Origin of the sequence: Pseudomonas sp. G.S.17 (assembly GCF_038096165.1) — a bacterium.
In the GTDB taxonomy this organism is placed as follows: Bacteria; Pseudomonadota; Gammaproteobacteria; order Pseudomonadales; family Pseudomonadaceae; genus Aquipseudomonas.
This window is the reverse complement of record NZ_CP151076.1, coordinates 161,943-187,629: the sequence shown is the minus strand read 5'-3', so window position 1 is coordinate 187,629 and position 25,687 is coordinate 161,943. Positions and strand designations below refer to the sequence as shown.

General features: G+C 59.5%; 22 protein-coding genes. 8 read left to right on the top strand and 14 right to left on the bottom strand.

The annotated features are described in order from the left end of the window. Window positions 1-192 precede the first annotated feature (192 nt). Together AABC73_RS00845 and AABC73_RS00840 are read left to right on the top strand one after the other, a co-directional pair. Window positions 193-1,644, top strand: a complete 1,452-nt coding sequence (locus AABC73_RS00845; RefSeq protein WP_341522058.1) for an alanine/glycine:cation symporter family protein — start codon at window positions 193-195, stop codon at window positions 1,642-1,644. Window positions 1,645-1,700: 56 nt separating this feature from the next. Next, a complete protein-coding gene (locus tag AABC73_RS00840) occupies window positions 1,701-2,693 on the top strand; it encodes an asparaginase (RefSeq protein WP_341522057.1) in 993 nt (330 codons plus the stop codon). A 72-nt stretch (window positions 2,694-2,765) separates the two neighbouring features. Here AABC73_RS00840 and AABC73_RS00835 read toward each other — a convergent pair whose 3' ends face one another. Genes AABC73_RS00835 through AABC73_RS00815 form a run of 5 tightly spaced genes read right to left on the bottom strand, consistent with a single transcriptional unit; the run spans window position 2,766 to window position 7,809 of the window. Beyond that, window positions 2,766-3,725, bottom strand: coding sequence for an isoaspartyl peptidase/L-asparaginase (locus tag AABC73_RS00835; protein ID WP_341522056.1), 960 nt, complete (start codon window positions 3,723-3,725; stop codon window positions 2,766-2,768). Further along, on the bottom strand, window positions 3,722-4,495 hold the full coding sequence (locus AABC73_RS00830) for an amino acid ABC transporter ATP-binding protein (RefSeq protein ID WP_341522055.1): 774 nt from the start codon (window positions 4,493-4,495) through the stop codon (window positions 3,722-3,724). Before AABC73_RS00830 ends, AABC73_RS00835 begins: the two co-directional genes overlap by 4 nt. Next, a complete protein-coding gene (locus tag AABC73_RS00825; protein WP_341522054.1) occupies window positions 4,492-5,586 on the bottom strand; it encodes an amino acid ABC transporter permease in 1,095 nt (364 codons plus the stop codon). Before AABC73_RS00825 ends, AABC73_RS00830 begins: the two co-directional genes overlap by 4 nt. Before the next feature lie 2 nt (window positions 5,587-5,588). After that, a complete protein-coding gene (locus AABC73_RS00820; protein WP_331151399.1) occupies window positions 5,589-6,743 on the bottom strand; it encodes an ABC transporter permease subunit in 1,155 nt (384 codons plus the stop codon). A 28-nt stretch (window positions 6,744-6,771) separates the two neighbouring features. Next, window positions 6,772-7,809 carry an amino acid ABC transporter substrate-binding protein gene (locus AABC73_RS00815; protein WP_341522053.1) on the bottom strand — a complete coding sequence of 346 codons (1,038 nt, stop codon included), beginning with the start codon at window positions 7,807-7,809 and terminating at the stop codon, window positions 6,772-6,774. Between the two features lie 156 nt (window positions 7,810-7,965). Between AABC73_RS00815 and AABC73_RS00810 the strand changes: the two genes are divergently transcribed. Beyond that, on the top strand, window positions 7,966-8,838 hold the full coding sequence (locus AABC73_RS00810; RefSeq protein ID WP_341522052.1) for a LysR family transcriptional regulator: 873 nt from the start codon (window positions 7,966-7,968) through the stop codon (window positions 8,836-8,838). Window positions 8,839-8,891: 53 nt separating this feature from the next. Here AABC73_RS00810 and AABC73_RS00805 read toward each other — a convergent pair whose 3' ends face one another. Next, window positions 8,892-9,776, bottom strand: coding sequence for a bestrophin family ion channel (locus AABC73_RS00805; RefSeq protein WP_341522051.1), 885 nt, complete (start codon window positions 9,774-9,776; stop codon window positions 8,892-8,894). 240 nt (window positions 9,777-10,016) lie between these two features. Between AABC73_RS00805 and tkt the strand changes: the two genes are divergently transcribed. After that, entirely contained in the window at window positions 10,017-12,101 is a 2,085-nt protein-coding gene (tkt, locus tag AABC73_RS00800; RefSeq protein WP_341522050.1) for a transketolase, read from the top strand. Between the two features lie 123 nt (window positions 12,102-12,224). Here the strand turns inward: tkt and AABC73_RS00795 are convergent, their stop codons facing one another. Further along, window positions 12,225-13,436, bottom strand: a complete 1,212-nt coding sequence (locus tag AABC73_RS00795; protein WP_341522049.1) for a YeeE/YedE family protein — start codon at window positions 13,434-13,436, stop codon at window positions 12,225-12,227. Window positions 13,437-13,770: 334 nt separating this feature from the next. Beyond that, on the bottom strand, window positions 13,771-15,318 hold the full coding sequence (locus tag AABC73_RS00790; protein WP_341522048.1) for a PLP-dependent aminotransferase family protein: 1,548 nt from the start codon (window positions 15,316-15,318) through the stop codon (window positions 13,771-13,773). An 88-nt stretch (window positions 15,319-15,406) separates the two neighbouring features. Here AABC73_RS00790 and AABC73_RS00785 point away from each other — a divergent pair, with 88 nt between their 5' ends. From AABC73_RS00785 to AABC73_RS00775, 3 genes are read left to right on the top strand one after another with little or no spacing between them, the layout of a single operon-like run. Next, window positions 15,407-16,030, top strand: a complete 624-nt coding sequence (locus AABC73_RS00785) for an FMN-binding negative transcriptional regulator (RefSeq protein WP_341522047.1) — start codon at window positions 15,407-15,409, stop codon at window positions 16,028-16,030. A gap of 11 nt (window positions 16,031-16,041) precedes the next feature. Beyond that, window positions 16,042-16,488 (top strand): GNAT family N-acetyltransferase, encoded by a 447-nt coding sequence (locus tag AABC73_RS00780; RefSeq protein WP_341522046.1) that lies wholly within the window; start codon window positions 16,042-16,044, stop codon window positions 16,486-16,488. A gap of 11 nt (window positions 16,489-16,499) precedes the next feature. Continuing rightward, on the top strand, window positions 16,500-17,171 hold the full coding sequence (locus AABC73_RS00775) for a GNAT family protein (RefSeq protein ID WP_341522045.1): 672 nt from the start codon (window positions 16,500-16,502) through the stop codon (window positions 17,169-17,171). Window positions 17,172-17,307: 136 nt separating this feature from the next. Here the strand turns inward: AABC73_RS00775 and AABC73_RS00770 are convergent, their stop codons facing one another. The 4 genes from AABC73_RS00770 to AABC73_RS00755 all read right to left on the bottom strand — a co-directional run bounded on the left by AABC73_RS00770 (window position 17,308) and on the right by AABC73_RS00755 (window position 22,420). Then, window positions 17,308-17,586 carry a helix-turn-helix transcriptional regulator gene (locus AABC73_RS00770; protein WP_341522044.1) on the bottom strand — a complete coding sequence of 93 codons (279 nt, stop codon included), beginning with the start codon at window positions 17,584-17,586 and terminating at the stop codon, window positions 17,308-17,310. Beyond that, window positions 17,583-18,857: a HipA domain-containing protein gene (locus tag AABC73_RS00765; RefSeq protein WP_341524363.1), complete on the bottom strand. Its 1,275-nt coding sequence runs from the start codon at window positions 18,855-18,857 to the stop codon at window positions 17,583-17,585. The genes AABC73_RS00770 and AABC73_RS00765 overlap by 4 nt, the downstream gene beginning before the upstream one ends. 328 nt (window positions 18,858-19,185) lie before the next feature. Continuing rightward, window positions 19,186-20,994: a sodium-extruding oxaloacetate decarboxylase subunit alpha gene (gene oadA, locus AABC73_RS00760; RefSeq protein WP_341522043.1), complete on the bottom strand. Its 1,809-nt coding sequence runs from the start codon at window positions 20,992-20,994 to the stop codon at window positions 19,186-19,188. 10 nt (window positions 20,995-21,004) lie between these two features. Beyond that, window positions 21,005-22,420: an acetyl-CoA carboxylase biotin carboxylase subunit gene (locus tag AABC73_RS00755; protein ID WP_065832691.1), complete on the bottom strand. Its 1,416-nt coding sequence runs from the start codon at window positions 22,418-22,420 to the stop codon at window positions 21,005-21,007. A gap of 219 nt (window positions 22,421-22,639) precedes the next feature. Here AABC73_RS00755 and AABC73_RS00750 point away from each other — a divergent pair, with 219 nt between their 5' ends. Next, window positions 22,640-23,584, top strand: coding sequence for a LysR family transcriptional regulator (locus AABC73_RS00750; protein ID WP_341522042.1), 945 nt, complete (start codon window positions 22,640-22,642; stop codon window positions 23,582-23,584). Here AABC73_RS00750 and AABC73_RS00745 read toward each other — a convergent pair. Both AABC73_RS00745 and hexR read right to left on the bottom strand, forming a co-directional pair. Next, on the bottom strand, window positions 23,544-23,762 hold the full coding sequence (locus tag AABC73_RS00745; protein ID WP_341522041.1) for a hypothetical protein: 219 nt from the start codon (window positions 23,760-23,762) through the stop codon (window positions 23,544-23,546). The two genes, AABC73_RS00750 and AABC73_RS00745, sit on opposite strands and share 41 nt — an antisense overlap. A gap of 987 nt (window positions 23,763-24,749) precedes the next feature. Further along, on the bottom strand, window positions 24,750-25,616 hold the full coding sequence (gene hexR, locus AABC73_RS00740; protein WP_065832694.1) for a transcriptional regulator HexR: 867 nt from the start codon (window positions 25,614-25,616) through the stop codon (window positions 24,750-24,752). Between the last annotated feature and the right edge of the window lie 71 nt (window positions 25,617-25,687).

Sequence of the window (25,687 nt, the reverse complement as noted above, 5' to 3'; positions counted from 1 at the left end):
GGCCTAGACACCCCTCTCCCTTTTGAGGGTCCGGAGGTCATTCTCCAGGACCCTTTTTTTTACCCGCAAAACCGAAAGTGACTACAAACCTCAAGGAAGTCAGTGCGTTACAAAAAGGAAAACGATTGCAGACGCAAGATCAGCGCACCGCTATAGTGCGCGCCCCCTAAAAACAACATCGAGGATTTACCTATGCTTGAAGTCATTAACGACTTCCTCTCGGGCAAAGTGCTGATCGTACTGATCGTAGGGCTAGGCAGCTATTTCACGATTCGTTCGCGTTTCGTGCAGTTCCGCCACTTTTTTCATATGTTTGCCGTTTTTCGGGACAGCCTGCGCAGCAGCTCGGGCCAGCTCAGTTCATTCCAGGCATTGATGCTCAGCCTTGCCGGCCGGGTCGGCGCGGGGAACATTGCCGGTGTCGGTATCGCCGTCACCATGGGCGGCCCGGGGGCCGTGTTCTGGATGTGGGTCACCGCACTGGTCGGCATGGCCAGCAGCTTCTTCGAATGCTCGCTGGGTCAGCTGTATAAACGTTGCGACTCCGAAGGCCAGTATCGCGGCGGTCCGTCGTATTACATCCAGCACGGTTTGGGGAAACGCTGGTTGGGCATGGTCATGGCGGTTTTGCTGCTGGTGACCTTCGGCTTCGCGTTCAACGGCCTGCAATCCCACGCCGTGACCGACTCGCTGAACGCTGCGTTCGGCATTGATCCACTCAAGACCGGTATTGCTCTGGCGGCGTTGCTGGGTCTGGTATTTATCGGCGGGATCAAACGTATCGCGGCCATCGCTGACTTGCTGGTGCCGGTCAAGACGCTGGTTTACATCGCCGTCACCCTTTACGTCATCGTGCTGCAGTTCGACCAGGTTCCGGCCATGCTGGAAACCATCGTCAAGAGCGCCTTCGGTCTGGACCCGGTATTCGGCGGCCTGATCGGCAGCGCCATCGTGATGGGCGTGAAGCGCGGCGTGTTCGCCAACGAAGCCGGTCTGGGCAGCGCGCCCAACGTGGCTGCCGTGGCACAAGTCGAGCACCCGGTTGCACAAGGCGTGGTTCAGGCGTTCAGCGTATTCCTCGATACCTTCGTGATCTGCACCTGCACTGCGTTGCTGATTCTGCTCTCGGGTTTCTACACGCCAGGCTTTGAAGGCAATGGCATCGCCCTGACCCAGAACTCTCTGGCAGCAGTGGTCGGTGACTGGGGCCGGATTTTCATCAGCGTGGCGCTGGCGTTGTTCGTGTTCACCTCGATCCTCTACAACTACTATCTGGGCGAAAACAGCCTGCGCTTCCTGATCGGCGAGAGCCGCAAGGCGCTGATCGGCTATCGTGCGCTGGTGTTGGTGCTGATCATGTGGGGCGCCGTGGAAAACCTCGGTACTGTGTTTGCGTTCGCCGACATCACCATGACCTTGCTGGCCTTCGTTAACCTGATTGCGTTGGCGATGCTGTTTAAAGTGGGGATGCGTATCCTGCGGGACTATGACGGCCAGCGTAAGGCAGGGATCAAGACACCGGTATTCGATTCGAGCAAGTTCCCGGATCTGGATCTGGACCTCAAGGCCTGGCCGAAAAACCCGACCGCCCAGGCTGAAGCCGAAGCAGTGGTTGTCGGCAAACCTGTCACTGACGCCCGTTAATCATCCGGCAGGCTTTGCCGGCCTGCCGTTTGTTTGATCACTCAGAGGAAAAGCGTATGCATTGCGAAGCTCGAAACGTCATGGTCCTCTACACCGGCGGCACCATTGGCATGCAAGCCACTGCCAACGGCCTGGCTCCGGCTTCGGGCTTTGACGCGCGAATGGCCGAGCAACTGGCCGCGCAGCCCGAGCTGATCGTCCCGCAGTGGCGCTTTCGCGAGATGTCGCCGCTGATCGACAGCGCCAACATGACGCCGTCCTACTGGCTGCGCCTGCGCGAAGCGGTGGTCGAAGCCGTTGATGTCGATGGCTGCGACGCGGTGCTGGTGCTGCATGGCACAGATACTTTGGCCTACAGTGCGGCGGCGCTGAGCTTCCAGTTGCTGGGTCTAGACGCTCCGGTGGTCTTCACCGGCTCCATGCTGCCAGCGGGCGCGCCCGGCAGCGATGCCTGGGAAAACGTCAACTGTGCCCTGCTCGCCCTGGGTAAAGGTCTCGCCCCGGGCGTGCATCTGTACTTCCACGGCGAACTGCTGGCGCCCACTCGCTGCGCGAAAATCCGCAGCTTCGGCCGTCATCCTTTCGCTGCGCTGAATCGTTCCCATGGCAGCGAGTCAGCCGAGCCGCGCCCTGCACAACTGCATTACCGTCAGCCAAAAACCCTGGCCAGCGTTGCGGTCCTGCCGCTGTTCCCCGGTATTGGCGCCGCCCAGGTGGACGCCATGATCGAAAGCGGCATTCAGGGACTGGTGCTGGAATGCTTCGGCAGCGGCACCGGGCCCAGTCATGATCAGCAGTTCCTTGCCAGCCTCGACCGGGCCTACCGTCGCGGGATCTGCGTGGTGGCGATCACTCAATGCCATGAAGGTGGTGTCGAGCTGGACGTCTACGAAGCAGGCAGCCTGTTGCGTGGGGTCGGCGTGCTTTCCGGCGGCGGCATGACCCGCGAAGCGGCGCTGGGCAAACTGCATGCATTGCTGGGCTCGGGGCTGGAAACCGAACAGGTGCGGCAGTGGGTTGAACGGGATTTGTGCGGGGAACTGCGTTAAACAGCAGGATTGTCGCCAGCCAGGGATATAGGGATTTTCCCTGGCTACGCGCATTCCTTTACCGCGTGCAAATCAAACGCGGTGACAGCGATCATCCTCGGCATAAATCGCCGTATGCAAATGACCCTCGGCATCACGCCATGCCCGATACATGCCCGGCGTATTGAAGCTCAGCACCGTCTCACCTGAAGGAGAGACTGCGATGACCCCGCCATTGCCGCCCATGGTTTTCAGTTCGCCAGCGACAACGGTATCGCAAGCAGTGTGAAGGTCTTCGCCAGCCAACAGCACGCGGGACGCGATGTTGTGCGCGACCACCGTGCGAATGAAAAACTCGCCGTGTCCGGTCGCCGAAATGGCTGCGCTGCGGTTATCGGCCCAGGTGCCGGAACCAATCAAAGGCGAGTCACCGATCCGTCCATAACGCTTGTTGGTGATGCCGCCCGTGGAGGTGGCCGCTGCGACGTGGCCATGGCGATCCAGGGCAACCGCGCCTACGGTTCCGAACTTTTTGTCGATACCGCCCGGCTCCAGGGAAACGCTATTCGGCTGCTGGCGTTGCATCTCCCACTGACGACGGCGCAGGTCGGTGTCGTACCAATCGTTGTCGACCCGCTCCAGGTTCTGCTCGGCAAGAAAACTGTCCGCGCCAACGCCCGCGAGCAGGACGTGCTCGCTGTGTTCGAGTACCGCTCGCGCCGCCAGAATCGGGTTGCGCACGTTATGAATACCCGCCACTGCGCCAGCTTCGCGATTGCCGCCAGTCATGATCGCCGCATCCAGCTCGTGGTCGCCCGCATGGGTGAAGACCGCACCTTTGCCCGCATTGAACCAGGGACATTCTTCCAGCTCGATGACTGCCGCCTGCACGGCGTCCAGACTGCTGCCATCCTGCTCCAGCACTACCAGACCGGCTTTCAACGCGCGCAGCAAGGCGTCGTGAATCGCGTTTTCATCGTCCACGGTCAACAGACCGGGGGTCAGCACGCCTGCGCCGCCATGCAGCGCGATAGCGATTGGATTGGCCATCATGCATGGACTCCGTGATCGAGAATCTGATTGAGAAAGCGTCGGGTGCGCTCTGATTCGGGTGCCGAGAAGAAGCGTTCCGGCGTGGCTTGCTCGACAATTTCCCCCTGATCCATGAACACCACGCGATCCGCCACTTTGCGGGCGAAGCCCATTTCGTGGGTCACGCAGATCATGGTCATGCCGTCCTGGGCAAGGCCGGTCATGACCTCCAGCACCTCGGCAATCATTTCCGGGTCCAGGGCAGAGGTCGGCTCGTCGAACAACATGACTTTGGGCTGCATGCACAACGCCCTGGCGATGGCGATGCGTTGCTGCTGGCCGCCGGACAGCTGGGAAGGAAACTTGTTGGCATGGGCGCGCATCTGGACTTTGTCCAGCAACGCTAGCGCACGCTCAATCGCTTCATCCTGCGGCACACCGAGGTTGGAGGTTTGCGGCAAGGTGCAGTTTTTCAGAACGGTCAGATGAGGGAACAGATTGAAATGCTGGAAGCACATGCCGACCTGGCGACGAATCCGCTCCAGCCGCTTCACGTTGTCGTCCAGTACTTCGCCCAGCACCTCGATAACGCCCTGCTGGTGGTGTTCCAGCTGATTGATGCAGCGGATCAAGGTCGACTTTCCCGAACCCGAAGGCCCGCAGATCACGACCTTTTCGCCTGGCTTGACCGAGAGGGAGATGTCCCGGAGCACATGCGCGTTGCCGTACCATTTGTTCAGGTTTTCGATACGCACGATGGGCGCTGCGTCAGTCTCGCGATGATCAGTCATGAGCGGTTCTGTTCCAGTTTCTTTTCAAGGTGCCGTGCATAGCGCGACAGTGCGAAGCAGACGACGAAGAAATAAATCGCCAGGAAAATGTAGATCTCATGGCCATAGCCCACCCATTCCGGTGCGGCCGCCGTACTCATGGCGATGCCGACGATATCCAGCACACCCACGATCATCACCAGCGTGGTTTCCTTGAACAGGCCGATGAACTGGGTCAGCAGCGGCGCAATCGACTGCTTCAAGACTTGCGGCAAAACAATCTGGCCCATGGTTTTCCAGTAGCCGAACCCCAACGCCAGCGCCGCTTCGTATTGACCCTTGGGCAGGTTCTGCAAACCGCCGCGTAGGGTTTCCGCCATGTAGGCTGCGGTGAACAGGATCAGCACCAACTGCACCCGCAGCAGGATGTCGAACATCGAACCCGGTGGCAGGAACAGCTGGATCATCAACGAAGCCATGAACAGCAACGAAATGACCGGCACCGAGCGCACCAGCTCGATATACATCACGCTCAAGATGCGAATCACCGGTTTCTTCGAGCGGCGCCCCAACGCCAGCAGGATGCCCAGCGGCAAGGCGAAGATCATGCCCACGGTGCCGAGAAACACCGTGACCATCATCCCGGCGAACTTGGTCGATGAAATTTCCGGCAAGCCAGCGCCACCCTTGAGCAGCCACCACATGACCAGCGGCAGCAAGGCCAGATAGCCAATCAGCACGCGACGATCCAGACGCCGGAAAAACAGCAGCACGAACGCGGCGACGGCCAGCACCAGCGCCAGCGTTACCCGCCAGCGCTCGGCTTGCGGGTAGAAGCCGTAGACGAACAGGTTCCAGCGTTGGGTAATGGGCAACCAGCACGCCCCGTGAGGATTGCATTCCGTGCGACTGGTGGCGACGAACGTGGCATCAAAAATCAGCCAGCTCAGCGCTTTTGGCACCAGCCAGAACAACAGGCCAAGCACCAGCGCCGTCAGCAAACCGTGGCCGATGCTGGGAAATAAATGTTTGCGGGTCCACACCTGGGCGCGTGTCAGCAAAGGCTGGCGCGGCGGCAAGCGTACAGCGGCGACTTGATTGATCGCGTTCATCCTCAATGACCCCGCAGGCTGATACGGTGGTTGTAGATATTCATCGCAATGGAAATCAGCAGGCTGATCACGCAATACGTGCCCATGACCAAGGCAATGCATTCAATGGCCTGTCCGGTCTGGTTCAAGGTGGTTCCGCCGGTTGACGACACCAATTCCATGAAACCCACCACAACACCCAGCGAGGAGTTCTTGACGATGTTCAGGTAGGTGTTGGTGATCTGCGGAATCATCGGATAAACCGCTTGCGGCACGATGAGCTGGCGCATGGTCGAGCCGTATTCGAAACCCAGCGCCCTGGCCGCTTCATACTGGCCGCGCTGCACCGATTGAATGGCGCCGCGCACGGTTTCAGCGATGTAACTGGCGCTGTAGAACGACAGGGCCAACCACAAAGCGAGCATCTCCGGCACCAACGCCACGCCGCCGTGGAAACCAAAGCCTTTGCGGGCTGGGACTTCCCAGGTCAACTGCGCATCGCTCAGCGCATAAACCAACAGCGGCAACAGCACTGCGCCAGCCAGCAGCCAGGGCCAGCGACGCCCGGCAAAACCATGCCAGGGCGCTTTGGCTTCCCGCACACGACAGCTGACATAAGCCAGCAATGCGCCGATCACCATCAACAGCACGCCCCAGCCGACCAGCGAACCTTGGGCCAGCCACGGCAACATCAAACCGCTGTTGCTCAAATAAGCCACATCGAACAACGAAATCGCCTGGCGCACGCCGGGCAATGCCAGCGCCAGCCCGTACCACCAGACCAGATGCACCACCAACGGCACGTTGCGCAGAAATTCGATACAGGCACCGGCGAGGCGGCTGATCAGCCAGTTCTCCGAAACCTTGCACAGGCCCAACGCCACACCGAGCACCGTTGCCATCACGATGCTCATCACCGACACCAGCAAGGTGTTGAGCAGCCCCACCAGATACGCACGGGCGTAAGTATCGTTGGGGGTGTAATCGATCAATTTGAAGCTGATGTCGTAACCGGCCCGCTCATCGAGAAAACCAAATCCGGAGGCGATATTCAGCGCTTTCAAATTGAGGCTGGCGTTGTGCGCCAGCAGGTAAAAGACAGCTGCAACAATGGCCAGCACAAGCCCTTGTTGCAGCACGCTCAGCACTCGAGCGCTCTGCAGGCGTTGGGTCCACATGACAGTAATTCCGTTCGGGGTGATTCGATCAGCGAATAGGCGGCGCGTAGAGCAGGCCTTGGTCTTTCCACGAGCGGTTCAGGCCACGGGGAAAGTTGAGGACGGTTTTTTCGCCCAGATTGCGCTCATAGATTTGCGCGTAGTTGCCCACTTGCTTGATTGCCCGATACGCCCAGTCGTTATCAAGGCCGAAGGATTTGCCGACAGTCCCTTCCTTGCCCAGTAAACGTGCAACGTCAGCCGAGCCACCTTTCTTGTCGCGCATCTCATCGACGTTTGCCGAGCTGATGCCGAACTCTTCGGCGGTCATCAATGCATAAGCAGTCCAGGTCACCACGTTGCGCCAGACGGTATCGCCCTGCGCCACGAATGCGCCCAACGGCTCCTTGGAAATGACCTCAGGCAGCAGCGCGTAGTCCTGCGGGTTGTTCATGATTGCGCGGCGCGAAGCCAGACCTGACAGGTCGTTGGAGATGGCATTGCAGCGTCCGCTTTGAAAGGCCGCAAACAACTCGGGGCTCTTTTCAATGATCACGGTTTTGTACGTCAGGCCGCGCTGACCGAAATAGTCTTCCAGGTTCTGCTCCGAGGTGGTGCCCGGCGACAGGCAGAACGTAGCGCCATCCAGATCGGTGAGTTTCGCGATACCGTCCTTGGCGTGGGTCATGAAACCCTGGCCGTCGTAGAACCAGACGGTGGTGAAGTCCACGCCGAGGCTGGCAACACGATCAGCCGTCCAGGAAGTGGCGCGCGACAGCACGTCGATTTCGCCGGAAGCCAGGGCTGTGAAACGATTCTTCGCGGTGGTCGCGATGTACTCGACTTTATTCGCGTCGCCCAACACCGCAGCGGCTACGGCGCGGCACAGATCCACGTCCATGCCCGTCCATTGGCCTTTGTCGTCGATCAACGAAAACCCTGGCTTGTCGCTGGCAACACCACAGCGCACCGCGCCATGGGCTTTCACTTTATCCAGCACAGCGGCCTGCGCGGCGGCAGCGCCCACGAGGCTGACCAGCAGCAGGGATGAAGTCAGAAAATTCTTTAGGCCATTCCGTTTTTGCATAACATGCCCCTTCTACAACGTTTTAATTCTTATTGGGATAAACCACGACGTATCGGCAGGTGGCGACTGCCAGCACAATAACGACAGAAAACAGGCATGCGTTAGTAACTGTTGATCCACTATGCTGAACAGGCTATCGAATTTTGGAATAACACGATGGACATCGATTGGTATCAGGATTTTCTTGCACTGGCCGACACCGGTAAATTCACGGCAGCGGCCAGCATGCGCGGCTCTTCACAATCGGCGCTCAGCCGGCGCATTCAACTGCTGGAGGCCTACCTGGGCGCGACCCTGATTGATCGGGGCAAGAACCCGATTCGCCTGACCGCCGCCGGTGAAGCGCTGCTGCCCAATGCGCTGGAGCTGGTGCGCCTGGCGCGCGATTGCGAACAAAGCGTGAAGATCCTTGATCGGCCGCTGACGTTTGCGTCGCTGCATACCCTGGCCTGTAATTTCTTCCCGGACTGGATCAGCCAGTTCTCGTCGCCGCAAAGCCCGATGTTCACCCGAATCGATACCGGCTACCGCAGCACCGACGATTACTACATGGCGCTGATGTCGGGGCGCTGCGACTTCATTCTGTTTTATGGCGATGCCCAGACAGAACCGTATTCGCGGCAGAGTGAATTTGAAGTGTTATCCCTGGGGCACGACGAACTTTACTGGGTGGCAACGCCCGAGCTGGCAGCACGCTGTGCAGCGTCGGACGAACCCATTCCGTGGCTGACGTACGCCCGCAGCGCCCAGCTGCACGATCTATCCCGCGTTCAAATCGAGCGCCATCCCGAACCGCATCGCTTGCGGCGAGTGTTCGAAGCAACCGTTTCCGAAGCGCTCAAGCCAATGGCCGCCAGCGGCCATGGCGTCGCCTGCATGCCACACACAATGGTCGCGCCCCTGATCGAACGCCAGGAATTGGTCCGCCTGTATCCAGACATGCAGTCCGATCACCTGGAAGTCATCCTCGTCCGCTGGCGCGGCAGCCGTAATCCCGAGGCAGATGCGTTCTGGCAGAGAATTTCCTGAGGTGGCCTGTAGGACAAGTCCCCTCCTACGTTAAGGGCGGGCGGCGTTTCGACTCAAACCGTACTCTCCACCCGCGCATCTCTGAGCATTGAATCCAGGTTGCGTTCGATGTTGTCGCACAGCGCGGTCATCTGGATTTCGTGTTCGCTGGCGCTGAACGGGCTTTGCAGGTCGGTGCCGATTTTTTCGATGGCCAGCAGCATGAAGCCGACCACGGTGGAGGCCAGCGGCGTGAACCAGCCCAGCGTATCCACCAGACCAATCGGCACGATCACGCAGAACAGGCTGATGAACAGGCGCGGAAACGCCACGTACGGGTAAGGCAACGGCGTATTGGCGATCCGTTCCATGCCGCCCTGGCAGTTGGAAATTTCCACCAGCGTCGTCTCGATGCGTGCCAGCCGAATGCTGTCCAGGCAACCGGCCTCGTATTCCTTGGCGAGCAGCGCAGCCGACGCATTGAGCACGTCGTTGGGGAAGTTGTTGGTGTCGTAGCGCCGCGAATATTCCTCGCGGGTGATCAGCGATTGCACCTCCTCGCCGCATGAACCGCCCTTCAAATGCGCGGACAGGCATTTCACGTAGGCCACATGCCGACGCAGCAGCACAGCCTTGGCCGGATTGATGTCGCCGTCATCCTCGATCAGCGTCAGCACTTGCCTGGCGAAGCTGCGGGAATTATTGACCAGTGCGCCCCACAACGTGCGCGCTTCCCACCAGCGGTTGTACGCGCTGGAGTTGCGAAAACTGGTCAGCACTACCAGTGCCGAACCCAGCAACGTCAGTGGCAGCGCGGGCAAGCTGATCTTGCGATCCAGAAACAGCATGAAGTCGACCGTGACGATCACATCCCAGATCAACAGCCAGAACAACGACCAGCCGACGTAGCCAATGGCTTTAATCAGAAATCGGTATTTCTCGATGATCGCTTGCTGCAATGGGGCTACCTCATGGCTACTGCGTAATACACGCCGATACCCTGCTTCGAATGTCTTTGCGGCATATGGTTCGCACGCGGGGGCAGAAACCACTGAATCGTTTAAGTTTCGCGCGAATCTGTGACACACGACCACTCGCCGCCCAGCTTCGGGAAACAAAAACTTCAAGGAACAAACCACCCCCGGATGTGCTCCACACTTATCTGGATGTTCAGCAGCACGTCACCGAGGGTAAATTCAATGGGCTCGTCTTCAACGTCAATCTCCATCGAACAAAGCACCGCACGCGACCAACTGTGTATCAACACCATCCGCACACTGGCCATGGATGCCGTGCAGAAGGCCAACTCCGGCCACCCTGGCACGCCCATGGCGCTGGCTCCCGTGGGCTACACGCTGTGGAACCGGTTTTTGCGTTATCACCCTGACCATCCCGACTGGCCAAATCGCGACCGCTTCGTGCTGTCAGTCGGCCACGCCTCGATGCTGCTGTATTCATTGCTGCATCTGGCAGGCGTTATCGAAATCGACGAACACGGCAACCCGTCCGGCAAACCGGCCGTGAGCCTGGAAGACATCGAGCAATTCCGTCAGCTCGACTCCAAGACGCCCGGTCATCCGGAATACCGCATGACCACGGGCGTGGAGACCACCACCGGCCCGCTCGGCCAGGGCTGCGCCAATAGCGTGGGCATGGCCATGGCTGAGCGCTGGCTGGCGGAGCGTTTCAACCGCCCGCAGAAGACTCTTTTCGACTACAGCGTCTACGTGCTTTGCGGCGACGGCGACATGATGGAAGGCGTGACCGCCGAGGCTGCGTCCATGGCCGGGCACTTGAAACTGTCCAACCTGTGCTGGATTTACGACAACAACACCATCAGCATCGAAGGCCACACCGAGCTGGCGTTCAGCGAAGACGTGCAGACCCGCTTCGAAGGCTATGGCTGGAATACCCTGCATGTCACCGATGCCAACAACGCCGCAGCGCTGGCCCGAGCCATCGAAGTCTTCAAGCAGACCGACGATGCGCCGACCCTGATCGTGGTCGACAGCGTGATCGGCTACGGCTCGCCGCACAAACACAACACCGCCGCCGCCCACGGCGAACCCCTCGGCGCTGACGAGATCAAGCTGACCAAAAAATTCTATGGCTGGGATGAGAACTCCAGTTTCCTCGTCCCCGAAGAAGCCCGTGATTGCCTGCGCGAGAGTCTGATCCGCCGCAACGCTGGCACTTTTGAGGCCTGGGAAGGCACGCTCAACGAACTGAAACGCAGCGATCCGCAGTTGGCTGATCAATTGCACCGCATGCGCGCTGGCGAGATGCCGGAGCAATGGCAGGATGAGCTGGAAACCTTCGAAACCGACGCCAAAGGCCTCGCGACCCGGGCTTCCGGTGGCAAGGTGCTCAATGCATTCGCGGCGAAAATCCCGTGGCTGCTGGGCGGCTCGGCGGATCTCTCGCCTTCGACCAAGACCAACCTGACATTTGAGGGTGCGGGCAGTTATTCGGCGAAGGACTACAGCGGACGCAACCTGCACTTCGGCATCCGCGAACACGCGATGGGCTCCATTGCCAATGGCATGGCGTTGTCTTACGTGCGGCCTTACACCTCGACGTTCCTGGTGTTCAGCGACTACATGAAGCCGCCGATCCGTCTGGCGTCGATCATGGAGTTGCCGGTGATTTTCGTGTTCACCCATGACTCCATCGGGGTCGGCGAAGATGGCCCGACGCACCAACCTATCGAGCAACTCACCCAATTGCGTGCCACGCCGGGCGTGCTGACCTTGCGTCCGGGTGATGCCAACGAAACCGTGCAGGCCTGGAAAATCGCTCTCGCCCAGACCAACCGACCTTCGTGCCTCATCCTGTCGCGGCAGCCGATGCCTACTTTGGATCGTAATCAGTACGCCTCGGCCGAAGGTGTTGCGCAAGGCGCGTACGTGCTGGCCGATGCCCAGGAAGGTGAACCGCAGGTGATTCTGATCGCCACCGGCAGTGAAGTCGGCATGACCGTGCAGGCTTACGAGCAGCTGAAGGCAGAAGGCATCGCCGCACGCGTGGTCTCGATGCCGAGCTGGGAATTGTTCGAGGATCAGGATCAGAACTACCGCGACAGCGTGTTCCCGCCCAGCGTTACTGCGCGGGTTGCCGTGGAACAGGCAGGACCGATGGGCTGGGATCGCTACGTGGGCAACACTGGCGCCAAAGTGGTCATGAATACTTTCGGTGCCTCAGCACCCATCGACAAACTGCAAGCCAGGTTTGGCTTCACTGTGGAGAACATCGTGAAGCTGGCGAAGGAGCAGATCAGCAAATAACGTGTGGGAGCGAGCTTGCTGGCGAACCGGCCGTAGGAGCGACTTTAGTCGCGAGGGCGTCAAAAATGCCCTCCCGGCTAAAGCCGGTCCTACAACAATCCTCGCTCCAACAGATTGTGTGGCTCAGCAACCCGTCAACCCAACCTGCGGCCGTTCGCCGACAAAAAAGAACGGGCGGAATTTCACGCCGACCACGTTTCCGACGTACGCCGCCACCAACCACAACCAGCCATGCAGGCTGCCGGAGGCGATGCCACTGAAGTACGCGCCGATGTTGCAGCCGTAGGCCAGACGCGAGCCGTAGCCCAGCAGCAAACCGCCGATCACTGCCGCCAACAACGAGCGAGCAGGAATCTTCAGGTTCGGCGCGAAGCGTCCCGCCAATCCAGCTGCCAGCAGCGCGCCGATCATGATGCCGATGTCCATCACGCTGGTAATGTCTTGCCACACCGGAGCAGCCAGCGCCTTGGCGTTTGCCGGCATCTGCCAGAACGCCCAGCTGCCGACATCAACACCCAGCCCGCCGGCAACCTTCGCGCCCCACAAGGCGAACGCCGAAGTGATCCCCCAAGGACGCCCGGCCAGTGCCAGGGTTGCGTAATTGAGCAACGCCAGACCTATCGCGCCCCACACCAGCGGCCATGGGCCGTGCAGGAAACGCCGCAGCCCGACGTGCTCGCTGGTCACCGCGGCTTCCAGTTGGCCGTGACGGCGCTTCTCCAGACGCAGGGTGATGAAGGCGATCAAGGCAAACACCGCCAGACTGAGCACCAATGCCGGAAGCACACCGAAGCTTTTCACGATGGAGGTCGCCGGGAACGACGGCAGCGAGAACCACCAGTCGACGTGATGCGTGGCGATCAACGAACCGATGATGAAGAACAGCAACGTCACCAGCATCCGCGCATTGCCGCCACCAGCGGTAAACAGCGTGCCCGACGCGCAGCCGCCGCCCATCTGCATGCCAATGCCGAAGATGAACGCGCCGAACACCACGGACACGCCAGCTGGCGCGACCAGACCGGTAACCGGTTGACCAAACAAAGTACCTGCGCCCAACGCCGGGAAGAACAGCACCACGGCGATGGCCAACATCACCATCTGCGCCCGCAGCCCCGCGCCACGACGCTCCCGGATGAACACCCGCCAAGCTGACGTGAAACCAAAGGCCGCGTGATACAGCGTCAAACCCAGCGCCGCGCCGACAATCAGCAACAGCACCTGGCGAACGCCGACACTGCTGAGCAGAAACATCGCCGCGAACAACAACAAAAACGCGGCAATCAACGCCGCACCCGGCTTGCGCGCGGGAGCCGCAGCAAGAGAAGTAGTCATGAGAAGTCTCGGTTGGAAGGTAATGGCGGCGATTATATCGCTAAACCCGACTACTACCCGTAGGACCGGCTTCAGCCGGGAGGGCGAAGGTTCTGGCGACGACGCTGCTGTGAATGAACTGGCCTCCTCCCGGCTAAAGCCGGTCCTACGCAATGCATTCCAGCCTCAATCCGCGCAAAGCCCGGACCAATCCGACGCGATTATCCATAGGCTCCGCCGCTACAACCCGTAGGACCGGCTTTAGCCGGGAGGGCGAAGGTTCTGACGGCGACGCTGCTGTGAATGAACTGGCCTCCTCCCGGCTAAAGCCGGTCCTACGCAATGCATTCCAGCCTCAATCCCCCCAAATCGCCCGCAACTTCTCCAGCGCCACGTCAATATCCGCCTCGGGCACCGCCGCGAACCCCAGCACCAATCCGGCGCGGTTATCCACAGGTTCGCTGGAGTCCGGCAGCCAATAATCGCTGAGCGGAGTGATTTCGACGCCGACGCGTTCGGCTTTCTCGATCAGCTCCTTTTCCCTGGCGAGGCTGTCCACCCGCACCGCAACGTGCAGCCCGGCGACGACTTTGGGCATCGGGCTGCAACCGCGCAGGTCTTCGGGCCAACCGGCCAGCAACGCGTCGCGTCGATTCAACGCGGCGCGGCGCATGCGGCGGATGTGGCGCTGGAAGTGGCCGGAGGCGATAAATTCAGCCATCACTGCCTGGGTGCTGACCTCCGAATGGCGCATGTCCACGGCACGCCGCTGGCTGAACGGCTCCACCAGGCCGACCGGTAAAACCAGATAGCCCAGCCGCAGTGCCGGGTAGGCGATCTTGCCGAACGTGCCGACATACAACACCCGACCAAAACGATCCAGCGCCGCCAATGGCGCCAAGGGCGCGCCGCTGTAACGGTACTCACCGTCGTAGTCGTCCTCGACGATCCAGCTCTGGTTTTTCTCCGCCCAGGCCAACAGATCCAGGCGTCGCGCCAGGCTCATTACCACGCCGGTTGGATACTGATGCGAGGGCGTCACGTACGCCAGTTTGCAGGCGCTGTGCTGAAGTTCCGCGCTGCACATACCCTCGCCGTCCACTGAAATGCCCTGCAGTTTTGCCCCGGCAATGGCAAACGCATGGCCGGCCGCGCGATAGCCCGGATTTTCGATAGCGACGCCATCGCCCGCCTCGATCAGCAGCTGTGCACAAAGGCTAATCGCCTGCTGCGCGCCGCTGGTGATTACTATTTGCTCAGCCGTGCACTGCAAACCTCTTGAAGTGCGCAAATACACGGCGATCAATTCCCGCAGTCGCCAATCCCCCGCAGCTTCGCCGTAACCCAGAGTCTGCAAGTCGGGTTTTCGCCAAAAAGCCGCGTGCAGCTTGCCCCAAACGGCAAACGGGAACAGATCGAAAGCGGGAATGCCCACCCGGAATGCCCGTGGCGCGCCCTTTGACGGCTTATGCAGATGGTGACGCTTGAGTAATTCCAGCGCCGCGCTGTGGATAACTTCTTCGGGCGCACTCTCACCCGTTTCGCGGCAATTTGTGGATAAGGTTGTGGGTAACCTTGTTGATAAGCCTGTGGATGGTTTTGTGGATAATTTTTTCAGCAGGATGGTCTTGTCGGGCAACAAGGCCACATAAGTGCCGTCGCCAATTCGCCCGTCGGTGAAACCCTCCGCGTAGAGCTGATCGTAGGCGCGCATCACGCTGTTTCGCGAAATGGACAACGACTCCGCCAGATCCCGGCTGGCAGGCAAACGCGTGCCGCTGCTCAGACGCCCATCGAGAATCCGCTGCCGTAACGCTTCATACAGCTGACGACTCAAACCGTGGCGGCGGTCCAGCTCGATGCCTGCCAGATTGAAGGGGAAAGACAGCGGACGCTCAGACATGAATTGGTCCTATCAAATTCGCCAGTAATGGCTCTTACATCGAACCAATAGGCTGCCTAGGATTACTCCATTCGCCAAGGAGAATTTCATGTACACGCCGGCTGCTTTCAAAGATGACGACCTCACCCGTCTGCACGGGCTGATGGAACACACTCGCCTGGCGATTCTGGTCACCAGCGACGACGCCGGAATCCAGGCCAGTCATCTGCCATTACTGTTACGCCCCGAGCAAGGCGCAAACGGCACGCTTTACGGGCATTTGGCCAAGGCCAATCCGCAATGTCAGGCGCTGGCCAAGGGCGCGCAGGTTATGGTGATTTTCCCCGGCGCAGACGCTTACGTCAGCCCGTCGTTTTATCCGGCCAAACCCGAGCACGGCAAAGTGGTGCCCACCTGGAATTACATCGCCATACACGCTTACGGAGTTGCCGAAGTGTTCACCGATGCTGCGCGCCTGCTGGAAGTGGTCAGCGGCTTGACCGACAAACATGAAGCCGGCCGCGCCAGTCCTTGGACAGTCGCCGACGCGCCCGCCGATTACATCGAAAAAATGCTCGGCGCCATTGTCGGTTTCACGCTGCCCATCGAACGCCTGGAAGGCAAACGCAAGCTTGGCCAGAACCGCTCAGCCGCTGACGTCGCGGGTGTTCGCGACGGTCTGGCTGCCAGCGCTGATCTCAAAGACCAGGAACTCGCTCACCTGATGAGCTGAAGGAGAATGTTGTGACCGATATTCAGATCCGCCCCGTCACCGCGCAAGATCACGCCGCCTGGCTGCCGCTCTGGCAGGCGTATTTGCAGTTCTACAAAACGCAACTGCCGGACAGCGTCAGCGAATCCACCTGGCAACGCCTGCTCGATTTGAACGAGCCGACCAACGCTGCGCTGGCCTGGAAAGATGGCCAGGCGGTCGGCATGGTGCATTTCATCTACCACCGCTCGAACTGGAGCATCGCCAACGCGTGTTACCTTCAAGACCTGATCGTCGCGCCGCAAGCACGCGGCACAGGCGTTGGGCGTTTGTTGATCGAGCACGTTTACGCGACGGCAAAAGCCGCCGGTTGCGACAAAGTCCATTGGCTGACCCACGAAACCAACGCCACCGCGATTCAACTGTACGAGCGTATCGCTGAGCGCCCCGGCTACATTCAATTTCGCAAAATGCTTTAGGAAGTCTGCCCATGTCGAACGATGAACTGCACTGGCAACCGGCCAATCTACCAAACAGCAAGACCCTTGAAGGGCGCTTCATTCGCCTGGAAAAACTCGACACCGCGCGCCACAGCGACGCATTGTGGACGGCGCTGGAAGGCCCGAACTCAGACCCCAAGCTCTGGGATTACCTGCCTTACGGTCCGTTTTATCAGCGTGAAGAATTCAACGCCTGGCTGGCGCGCCATGCTGCAGACACCGATCCGTGGTTCTACGCCATCGTCGATCAGGCGACTGGCGCGGTGGATGGCATCCTGAGCCTGATGTCCATTGTTCCGGCCCATGGCCGCATCGAGATCGGCCACGTCACCTTCGGCGCCGCCATGCAGCGCACGCCCAAAGGCACCGAGGCGATTTACCTGCTCGCCAAGGAATCCTTCGCACTGGGCAACCGTCGCCTGGAATGGAAATGCAACGGCGACAACGCCCGCTCCAAACGCGCCGCCGAGCGTTTCGGCTTCAGTTACGAAGGCACCTTCCGCCAGCACATGGTCGTCAAAGGCCAGAACCGCAACACCGCCTGGTATTCAATACTCGACAGCGAATGGCCTGAACTGCAAAACGCATTCGAGGGCTGGCTGGCCGAGGGTAATTTCGAGGCGGGGCAACAGGTGAAAGGTCTGGAGGCGTTTCGCCAGTAATCACTGCCGCTTCAGTCTTAGCCCGTTGGAGCGAGGCTTGCCCGCGAACTGGCCGTATCAGTCGATATTTCTATCGATTGACCCAACGCTTTCGCGGGCAAGCCTCGCTCCAACGGATCTCCTGCAACATGACACATCAACTAATCTGCCGATGCCGCCGCACCACACCCATCTGCAAGCCGAACGGTCGCAACACGGCATTCAACGATTTCAGGGTTGGGTTGCCCTCGCCTTGCTCGATCTGAATCAGCGTGCGGACCGAGATCTTGCACATTTTCGCGAACTGGCTCTGATGCAGGCTTGCCCCTTCGACGCGCAGGCGTCTGACCGCCGCGCCGATCTCCAGGCTGCCATCGGCAATTTCCTGTTGAACGCTGTCGATCAGCAGCGCGCGCGCATCCATGGACACTGTCATTGCAGCCCCCAGGCAAGTAGACGCTGGTCGAGGTTTTTCAAGGCGATTGCGGGATGGTTGAACGTCGCTTCGGGCAAGCCGCTGTCGCGCAGCAGGTCCGGCAATGCGCGCAGTTGCCGAGCGTCATGACGCAAGCGCTCGAATGCGTCATGGGGATTGAGAATGTCGGCCAGTGCCTCGCAGGCCGCGCGCCAGTCGACTTCACCTGCCCGCTCGATTGTCCTCGGCCACTTGGTGCTTCGGGTTATGCCTTCCATGTCCATGACCATCGGCGCCAGGTCAAAGATCGGTGCCAGACGATAACTGCCATGACCGCGAATGACGGCGATATTGCGGCCATGATTATCCGAGTTGCCCAGGATCTGATTGATCAGGTCACGGCGCAGGTATTCGGCCACCAGGTCCTGCACCTCGGCTTGCTGCCCGGCCTGCGACCAGAGTCCCGCCAACATCGTGATGACTTCCAGGTGCCCCATCGGACTACCCGGCAGCGTCACACCGGCCAGTGAATATACCGATTCGACCGCCAGCCGCTCGACACCTTGCGCTGTTACCCGACGATCAAAGCGTTGCATCCACAGGCTCGGTTTGCTGGCCTCTTCCAGGGCCAGATCCGCAGTCGCAACGGTGTCGATGCCGAGGGTTTGAAGTGCCTTGTAGTACAGATGCTCGCTACGAAGAATATCCTGATCGTTGGTCAGCGCCTGATTGCGCGCGAACTTGATAAACCAATGCTCGCGAGCCTGCGCGTCGGGAAGGATGGCGTCTGGGTAAAGAAGGCCGTCCGCTCCTTGGGTCATCAATAATTTCGGCGCTTCGCCACCCGCGCCAGTGGCACCGCCAATGGCTGCGCCTTGCTCGTAGGCGTATTCCAGAAAGCGCTGATCGCGACTGACCACGTCCTCGCGGCTGAATCCCAGCGGGTCGTCTTGCTCCAGAGCTTCGACCGACTCTTTGATTCGCAGGTTGCCGACCGGGGCTGGCGTGCTGCGGCCCAATAAATACAGGTCATCGCTCATGCCACCGGGCTTTTCCCGGCCCATATGCGCGATGAGGAAGCGTCTGGCTGCACCTGATGGCGCGATGTCATACAGGAACGCTGGCGCGGCAGGCAATGAAATGGAATCAAAATCCAACGGCAAACGAGCGCTCACGGCCAGGACATAGGGGCTCTGATAAGCGTCCAGATTGGCGTGGACGTAGGCCGACTTGTACGCAAATCGACAAGGCCCGAGAAACCCCTCGGCAGGTTCGGCAAAAGATAAGGTCATGGCGTCTTGCCAAACTCCGTAGCCGTAGACCTGTAGGGTGAGATTCAATTTTAGACACCTGCAATTTATTGCACTTTACGGGCGTTAGCGATCACTTAATCTGCACTATAGTGCATTTTTAACTCAAAAGCCTCGCCAGAAACGCAATTTAATGCAGTTGCCATCACATGGTTGGAGGCTTGTCCGCGAAGAACGATAACGCGGCGCACCTGACCTACAGCGGCTAATTCGCGAGCAAGCTCGCTCCCACCAAAATCAATACGCAAAAAAAAGGGAGCATTACGCTCCCCCAGAGGTTAATCGTTAAAGCTGTTTGTCGAGGCTGTGATCAGCCTTCGATCTCGATCAGGATCTCGCCCGGATTCACGCGATCGCCCTTGGCCACATGGATTGCCACGACCTTGCCGGCGATGGACGCCTGAACTTCGGTTTCCATTTTCATGGCTTCGGTGATGAGCAATGCCTGGCCGGCCTTGACCATGTCGCCTTCCTTGACCAGCACATCGACGATGTTGCCCGGCATGGTGGTGCTGACGTGACCCGGTGCGCTGGCCTGGGCACGTTTGCTTGCGCCGCCGCTGACGAATTCGTTGAGTGGTTCGAACACCACTTCTTCGGGCATGCCGTCGATAGACAGGTAGAAGTGGCGCTTGCCTTCGGCTTTGACGCCCACGCCGGTGATGTCGACGCGATAGCTTTCACCATGCACATCGATGACGAACTCGGTCGGTACGCCTTCGCCGCCGGCCTTGCTCACGCCGCCCGCTTCCGGAATCGGCAACAGCACTTCCGGCTTCAGGGTGCCCGCCGCGCGTTCTTCGAGAAACTTGCGGCCAATGTCCGGGAACATGGCGTAGGTCAACACGTCTTCTTCAGACTTGGCGACGTCGCCGATTTCCCCGCGCAGCCTGGTCATTTCCGGCTTGAGCAAATCTGCCGGGCGCACGTCGATCAGCTCTTCGTTGCCAATGGCCTGACGACGCAGCTGCTCATCCACCTGGCCCGGCGCTTTGCCATAGCCGCCTTGCAGATAGAGCTTCACTTCGTTGGTGATGGTTTTGTAACGCTCGCCAGCCAGCACGTTGAAGAACGCCTGGGTGCCGACGATCTGCGAGGTCGGCGTCACCAGCGGCGGATAACCGAGGTCTTTGCGAACCCGTGGAATCTCGGCCAGCACTTCGCTCATGCGATTGAGCGCGCCCTGCTCTTTCAGCTGGTTGGCGAGGTTGGAAATCATCCCGCCCGGTACCTGATTGATCTGCACGCGGGTATCGACGGCGGTGAATTCGCTTTCGAACTGGTGATATTTCTTACGCACGGCGTAGAAGTACAAACCGATCTCTTGCAGCAATTCCAGATTCAGCCCGGTATCGAACTCGCTGCCCTTGAGCGCGGCGACCATCGATTCGGTGCCCGGATGGCTGGTGCCCCAGGCGAAGCTGGAGATGGCGGTGTCGATGTGATCGGCGCCGTTCTCGATAGCCTTGAGCTGACACATGGCGGCCAGGCCAGCGGTGTCGTGGGAATGGATAAACACCGGCAGTGATTGCTCGGCCTTCAGCGCCTTGACCAGTTCGCCTGTCGCGTATGGCGTCAGCAAGCCAGCCATGTCCTTGATGGCGATGGAGTCGCAACCCATGGCTTCCATCTGTTTGGCCTGAACCACGAAGGCGTCGATGGTATGCACCGGACTCGTGGTGTAAGCGATGGTGCCCTGGGCGTGTTTGCCCGAATCTTTCACCGCTTCGATGGCCACGCGCAGGTTACGCACGTCATTCATGGCGTCGAAAATGCGAAACACGTCGATGCCATTTTCGGCAGCCTTGGCGACGAAGGCCTTGACCACGTCGTCGCTGTAATGGCGATAGCCCAGCAGGTTTTGGCCGCGAAGGAGCATTTGCAGACGCGTGTTGGGCAGTGCCGCGCGCAGTTGACGCAAGCGCTCCCACGGGTCTTCTTTCAGAAAGCGCACACAGGCATCGAAGGTCGCGCCGCCCCAGCATTCCAGGGACCAGTAGCCAACCTTGTCGAGCTTGTCGCAGATTGGCAGCATGTCTTCGGTACGCATGCGGGTCGCCAGCAGCGACTGATGAGCGTCACGCAGGATGGTGTCGGTTACGAAAATTTGCTTGCTCATGTTCTATTCCTCACAGGCCCGCATGGGCGGCAATGGCGGCGGCGATGGCCAGGGCCAGCTCTTCGGGTTTGCGCTTGATCGAGTAGTTGGTCAGTTCCGGGTGAGCTTCGACGAAGCTGGTGTTGAACTGACCGCTACGGAATTCCGGGTTACGCAGGATTTCCTGGTAGTACGCGGCGGTGGTCTTCACGCCTTGCAGACGCATGTCGTCCAGAGCGCGCAAGCCACGATCCATCGCCTCTTCCCAGGTCAGCGCCCAGACAATCAGCTTCAGGCACATGGAGTCGTAGTACGGCGGAATCGTGTAGCCGGTATAGATCGCCGTGTCGGTCCGCACGCCGGGGCCGCCGGGCGCGTAATAACGGGTGATCTTGCCGAAGCTGGGCAGGAAGTTGTTTTTCGGATCTTCGGCGTTAATCCGGAATTGCAGGGCAAAACCGCGATGGATGATGTCTTCCTGCTTGACCGACAATGGCAGGCCGGAGGCGATGCGGATCTGCTCGCGAACGATGTCGATGCCGGTGATTTCTTCGGTGATGGTGTGTTCCACCTGCACCCGGGTGTTCATCTCCATGAAGTACACCTCGCCCTCGGCGAGCAGGAACTCCACGGTGCCGGCGTTCTCGTAACCCACGGCTTTGGCCGCGCGCACCGACAAGTCACCGATGTAGGCGCGTTGTTCCGGCGTGAGCTGCGGGCTTGGCGCGATTTCGATGAGCTTCTGATTGCGGCGCTGAATCGAGCAGTCGCGCTCGAACAGATGCACCACGTTGCCAAAGCTGTCGCCGAGAATCTGCGCTTCGATGTGCTTGGGATTGACGATGCATTTTTCGAGGAAGACTTCGGCCGAGCCAAACGCCTTGGTCGCCTCGGAAATCACTCGCGGAAAGGCCTGTTCCAGTTCTTCACGGCTGTTGCAGCGACGAATGCCACGCCCGCCGCCGCCGGAAGTGGCCTTGAGCATCACCGGATAACCGATGCGGTCGCCTTCCACCAACGCTTCGGCGATGTCCGCGACATTGCCTTCGGTGCCAGGCGTGACCGGCACGCCCGCCTTGATCATGCTGCGCCGGGCTTCGGTCTTGTCACCCATGCGGCGGATGACTTCTGCCGAAGGTCCGATGAATTTGATGCCACGTTCGGCGCAGATATCGGCAAGTTCGGCGTTTTCCGAGAGGAAGCCATAACCGGGGTGCAGCGCATCACAACCGGTTTCCACGGCCAGGTTGACCAGCTTGCGCGGATTCAAATAACCGGCCAGCGGTTCGGCACCAATACTGTGGGCCTCGTCAGCGCGTTTGACGTGCAGCGCATGACGGTCGGCGTCGGAAAAGATCGCTACGGAGCGGATGCCCATTTCGGCGCAGGCGCGCACGATACGGACAGCGATCTCACCGCGGTTGGCGATCAGGATTTTTGTTATCACAAGTATTTCCTCGACCATTGAACAGACGAAGCGACAAAGCCGCTCGGCGCAGGACCGGATATCGCTTCGGTCGCCGCTTTTTTGTAACTGCACATGTGGTTTCTTGTCGCACGACCACCCTATGCCGGATCAGCGATTAACAAAAATGAGTAAATATTGGGATGACTATAAGTAAAAGCTTATAGTTGGAACTTCAGCTATTCGAAGGAAACGTTAAAGATGCGTAAGTCATTGATGCGTATGACATTGCGTCAATTACGGATTTTCAATGAGGTCTGTGATCTGCGTTCCTACAGCCGCGCGGCGGATGAAATGGCCCTCACGCAACCGGCTGTCAGCTTGCAGATACGGCAGCTGGAAGAGCTGATCGGCCAACCGCTGTTCGAATATATCGGCAAAAAACTCTACCTGACCGAAGCCGCCGAAGCGCTACAACTGGCCAGCCGCGACATTTTCGGGCGGCTGGAGAGCCTGGATATGCAGCTCACCGATTTGCAGGGTTCTCTGCAAGGCCAACTCAAGCTGGCGGTCGAATCGAGCTGCAAATATTTCGTCCCGCATCTTTTCGCGGCCTTCAAGCGCAACTATCCGGAAGTCATGCTTAACCTGACGGTGGTCAATCGTGCCCAAGTCATCAGACGGCTTTCCGACAATCGCGACGATTTGGTGGTGATGTCCATGGTGCCTCAGGACATGGGCCTGGAATTTCTACCCTTCCTCAACAATCCGATTGTCGCGGTCGCGCCGCCGGACCATCCGCTGTGCAACGGGCAAGCCCTGACGCTGAAGGATCTGGAACCGTATCCACTGTTGATTCGGGAAAGCGGCTCGGGAACGCGCAAGGCATGCGAGGAATACTTCAAGGACAAGCGCGTGCATTTCACACAGACGCTGGAGGTTGCGTCCCACGAGGCGCAGCGCGAATGCGTCGTGGCCGGGCTGGGCATCGCGTTGCTGACTCGCCACGCGGTCAGCCTCGAACTCGCCACCGGCATGCTCGTCGAGCTGCCCGTGGCGGAACTGCCGCTGTATCGCAGCTGGTGCGTGGTGCAAGCCAGGGACAGACGTCTATCGCCGGTGGCTCATGCCTTCCTTGGTTTCATCCGCACCGAACGCGCGCAGATCAGCCAGCTTGTCGAGCGTTTCGACGGACGCCTTCGCTAGCGCTGGGCGCCTGCCAGAAACGACCGGAAATACTGTCGTCGAAATCCGAGAGGGCTTGATTCAGTTTGCGCTCTTCCGAATAGCTTTCGATTGCACGACGAAACTCCATCCGACGCTGGTCTTCCTGCTGACGGCGGGTTTTGACGGTGCTGTTCGAGTCATCATGATGCCGAGCCATATCCTGTCTCCCAATGCGTGTGTGGGAATACAGAATGGCGGGCAATGGTGACAAAACGATGAAAGCACTTCCCAGTGGGAGAGGACTTGTCCTCGAAGAGGCCCAAACGACTACAGATTCCGTGTGACCCGAGCTCCTTCCCGGACAAGTCCGGTCCTACCGAATCTGTGCAAAACCGGTAGGAGGGGATTTGTCCCCGAATCGCCAGTCCGGCCCTGCTCAATCTGCCTGTTCCGGCGCATTGCCAGAGCCACGGCTATCGAGGACTTGTCCTCGAAGATGCCAAACGACTACAGATTCCGTGTGACCCGAGCTCCTTCCCGGACAAGTCCGGTCCTACCGAATCTGTGCAAAACCGGTAGGAGGGGATTTGTCCCCGAATCGCCAGTCCGGCCCTGCTCAATCTGCCTGTTCCGGCGCATTGCCAGAGCCACGGCTATCGAGGACTTGTCCTCGAAGAGGCCCAAACGACTACAGATTCCGTGTGACCCGAGCACCTTCCCGGACAAGTCCGGTCCTACCGAATCTGTGTAAAACCGGTAGGAGGGGACTTGTCCCCGAATCGCCAGTCCGGCCCTGCTCAATCTGCCTGTTCCGGCGCATTGCTAGAGCCACGGCTATCGAGGACTTGTCCTCGAAGAGGCCCAAACGACTACAGATTCCGTGTGACCCGAGCACCTTCCCGGACAAGTCCGGTCCTACCGAATCTGTGCAAAACCGGTAGGAGGGGATTTGTCCCCGAATCGCCAGTCCGGCCCTGCTCAATCTGCCTGTTCCGGCGCATTGCCAGAGCCACGGCTATCGAGGACTTGTCCTCGAAGAGGCCCAAACGACTACAGATTCCGTGTGACCCGAGCTCCTTCCCGGACAAGTCCGGTCCTACCGAATCTGTGCAAAACCGGTAGGAGGGGACTTGTCCGCGAATCGCCAGTCCGGCCCACAAAAAAACCTCCCGTCACATTAATTCGGCAGGGTTTCTACAGCTCATCAATCCTCGTGGGATTTGACTGATTTTGGTGACAGACGAAGGCTGCGCAGGCTGCGTTTGACACTTTTCAGGTGGTTGACCAGGCTCGGGCCGCGCGCCATGGCAACGCCCATTGCCAATACGTCGATCACCACCAAGTGAGCGATACGCGAGGTCAGCGGGGTGTAGATTTCCGTGTCTTCATGCACGTCGATGGCCAGGTTGACCGACGACAGCTCGGCCAATGGCGTCTGGCTCGGACACAGGGTAATCAAGGTTGCGCCGCTTTCGCGAACCAGATTCGCGGTAATCAGCAGATCCTTGGAACGGCCGGATTGCGAGATGCACACCGCAACGTCCGTAGGCTTCAAGGTCACGGCCGACATGGCCTGCATGTGCGGATCGGAATAAGCCGCTGCGCTGAGCAACAGGCGGAAAAACTTGTGCTGGGCATCTGCCGCCACTGCGCCGGACGCGCCAAAGCCGTAGAACTCAACCCGTTTGGCCGCCGCCATGGCGCTGACGGCCAGTTGCAAGGCGTGCGGATCGAGGTTCTCGCGCACTTCCATCAAGGTGTGCAGCGTGGTGTCGAAAATCTTCAGGCTGTAGTCGGCAACCGAATCGTCTTCATGAATCGCGAACTGACCAAAACTCGCCCCCGCCGCCAGACTCTGCGCCAGCTTGAGCTTCAGATCCTGAAAGCCGGTGCAACCGATGGCGCGGCAAAAACGCACGATGGTCGGTTCACTGATGCCAACGCTGTGCGCCAGATCGGCCATGGAACTGTGCATCACAGCCGCAGGGTCAAGCAGCACGTGATCGGCGACCTTGAGTTCCGATTTACGTAGCAGGTGGCGTGACTGGGCAATGTGTTGCAGCAGATTCAAGGGGGCAGACTCGATAAAGGTGCGTTGGCCGGGATGTAGCTTTCTTGTAGTTATACTACATGACCTGCGGG

What these genes read in the sequence shown, in the direction of transcription:
- AABC73_RS00835 (WP_341522056.1), bottom strand. Translation starts at nt 3,725, where the DNA reads ATGATGGCCAATCCAATCGCTATCGCGCTGCATGGCGGCGCAGGCGTG.
- AABC73_RS00790 (WP_341522048.1), bottom strand. Translation starts at nt 15,318, where the DNA reads ATGTCTGAGCGTCCGCTGTCTTTCCCCTTCAATCTGGCAGGCATCGAG.
- AABC73_RS00785 (WP_341522047.1), top strand. Translation starts at nt 15,407, where the DNA reads ATGTACACGCCGGCTGCTTTCAAAGATGACGACCTCACCCGTCTGCAC.
- AABC73_RS00770 (WP_341522044.1), bottom strand. Translation starts at nt 17,586, where the DNA reads ATGACAGTGTCCATGGATGCGCGCGCGCTGCTGATCGACAGCGTTCAA.
- AABC73_RS00765 (WP_341524363.1), bottom strand. Translation starts at nt 18,857, where the DNA reads ATGACCTTATCTTTTGCCGAACCTGCCGAGGGGTTTCTCGGGCCTTGT.
- AABC73_RS00825 (WP_341522054.1), bottom strand. Translation starts at nt 5,586, where the DNA reads ATGAACGCGATCAATCAAGTCGCCGCTGTACGCTTGCCGCCGCGCCAG.
- AABC73_RS00810 (WP_341522052.1), top strand. Translation starts at nt 7,966, where the DNA reads ATGGACATCGATTGGTATCAGGATTTTCTTGCACTGGCCGACACCGGT.
- AABC73_RS00820 (WP_331151399.1), bottom strand. Translation starts at nt 6,743, where the DNA reads ATGTGGACCCAACGCCTGCAGAGCGCTCGAGTGCTGAGCGTGCTGCAA.
- AABC73_RS00840 (WP_341522057.1), top strand. Translation starts at nt 1,701, where the DNA reads ATGCATTGCGAAGCTCGAAACGTCATGGTCCTCTACACCGGCGGCACC.
- AABC73_RS00815 (WP_341522053.1), bottom strand. Translation starts at nt 7,809, where the DNA reads ATGCAAAAACGGAATGGCCTAAAGAATTTTCTGACTTCATCCCTGCTG.
- oadA (WP_341522043.1), bottom strand. Translation starts at nt 20,994, where the DNA reads ATGAGCAAGCAAATTTTCGTAACCGACACCATCCTGCGTGACGCTCAT.
- tkt (WP_341522050.1), top strand. Translation starts at nt 10,017, where the DNA reads ATGGGCTCGTCTTCAACGTCAATCTCCATCGAACAAAGCACCGCACGC.
- AABC73_RS00830 (WP_341522055.1), bottom strand. Translation starts at nt 4,495, where the DNA reads ATGACTGATCATCGCGAGACTGACGCAGCGCCCATCGTGCGTATCGAA.
- AABC73_RS00750 (WP_341522042.1), top strand. Translation starts at nt 22,640, where the DNA reads ATGCGTAAGTCATTGATGCGTATGACATTGCGTCAATTACGGATTTTC.
- AABC73_RS00795 (WP_341522049.1), bottom strand. Translation starts at nt 13,436, where the DNA reads ATGACTACTTCTCTTGCTGCGGCTCCCGCGCGCAAGCCGGGTGCGGCG.
- AABC73_RS00745 (WP_341522041.1), bottom strand. Translation starts at nt 23,762, where the DNA reads ATGGCTCGGCATCATGATGACTCGAACAGCACCGTCAAAACCCGCCGT.
- AABC73_RS00775 (WP_341522045.1), top strand. Translation starts at nt 16,500, where the DNA reads ATGTCGAACGATGAACTGCACTGGCAACCGGCCAATCTACCAAACAGC.
- AABC73_RS00845 (WP_341522058.1), top strand. Translation starts at nt 193, where the DNA reads ATGCTTGAAGTCATTAACGACTTCCTCTCGGGCAAAGTGCTGATCGTA.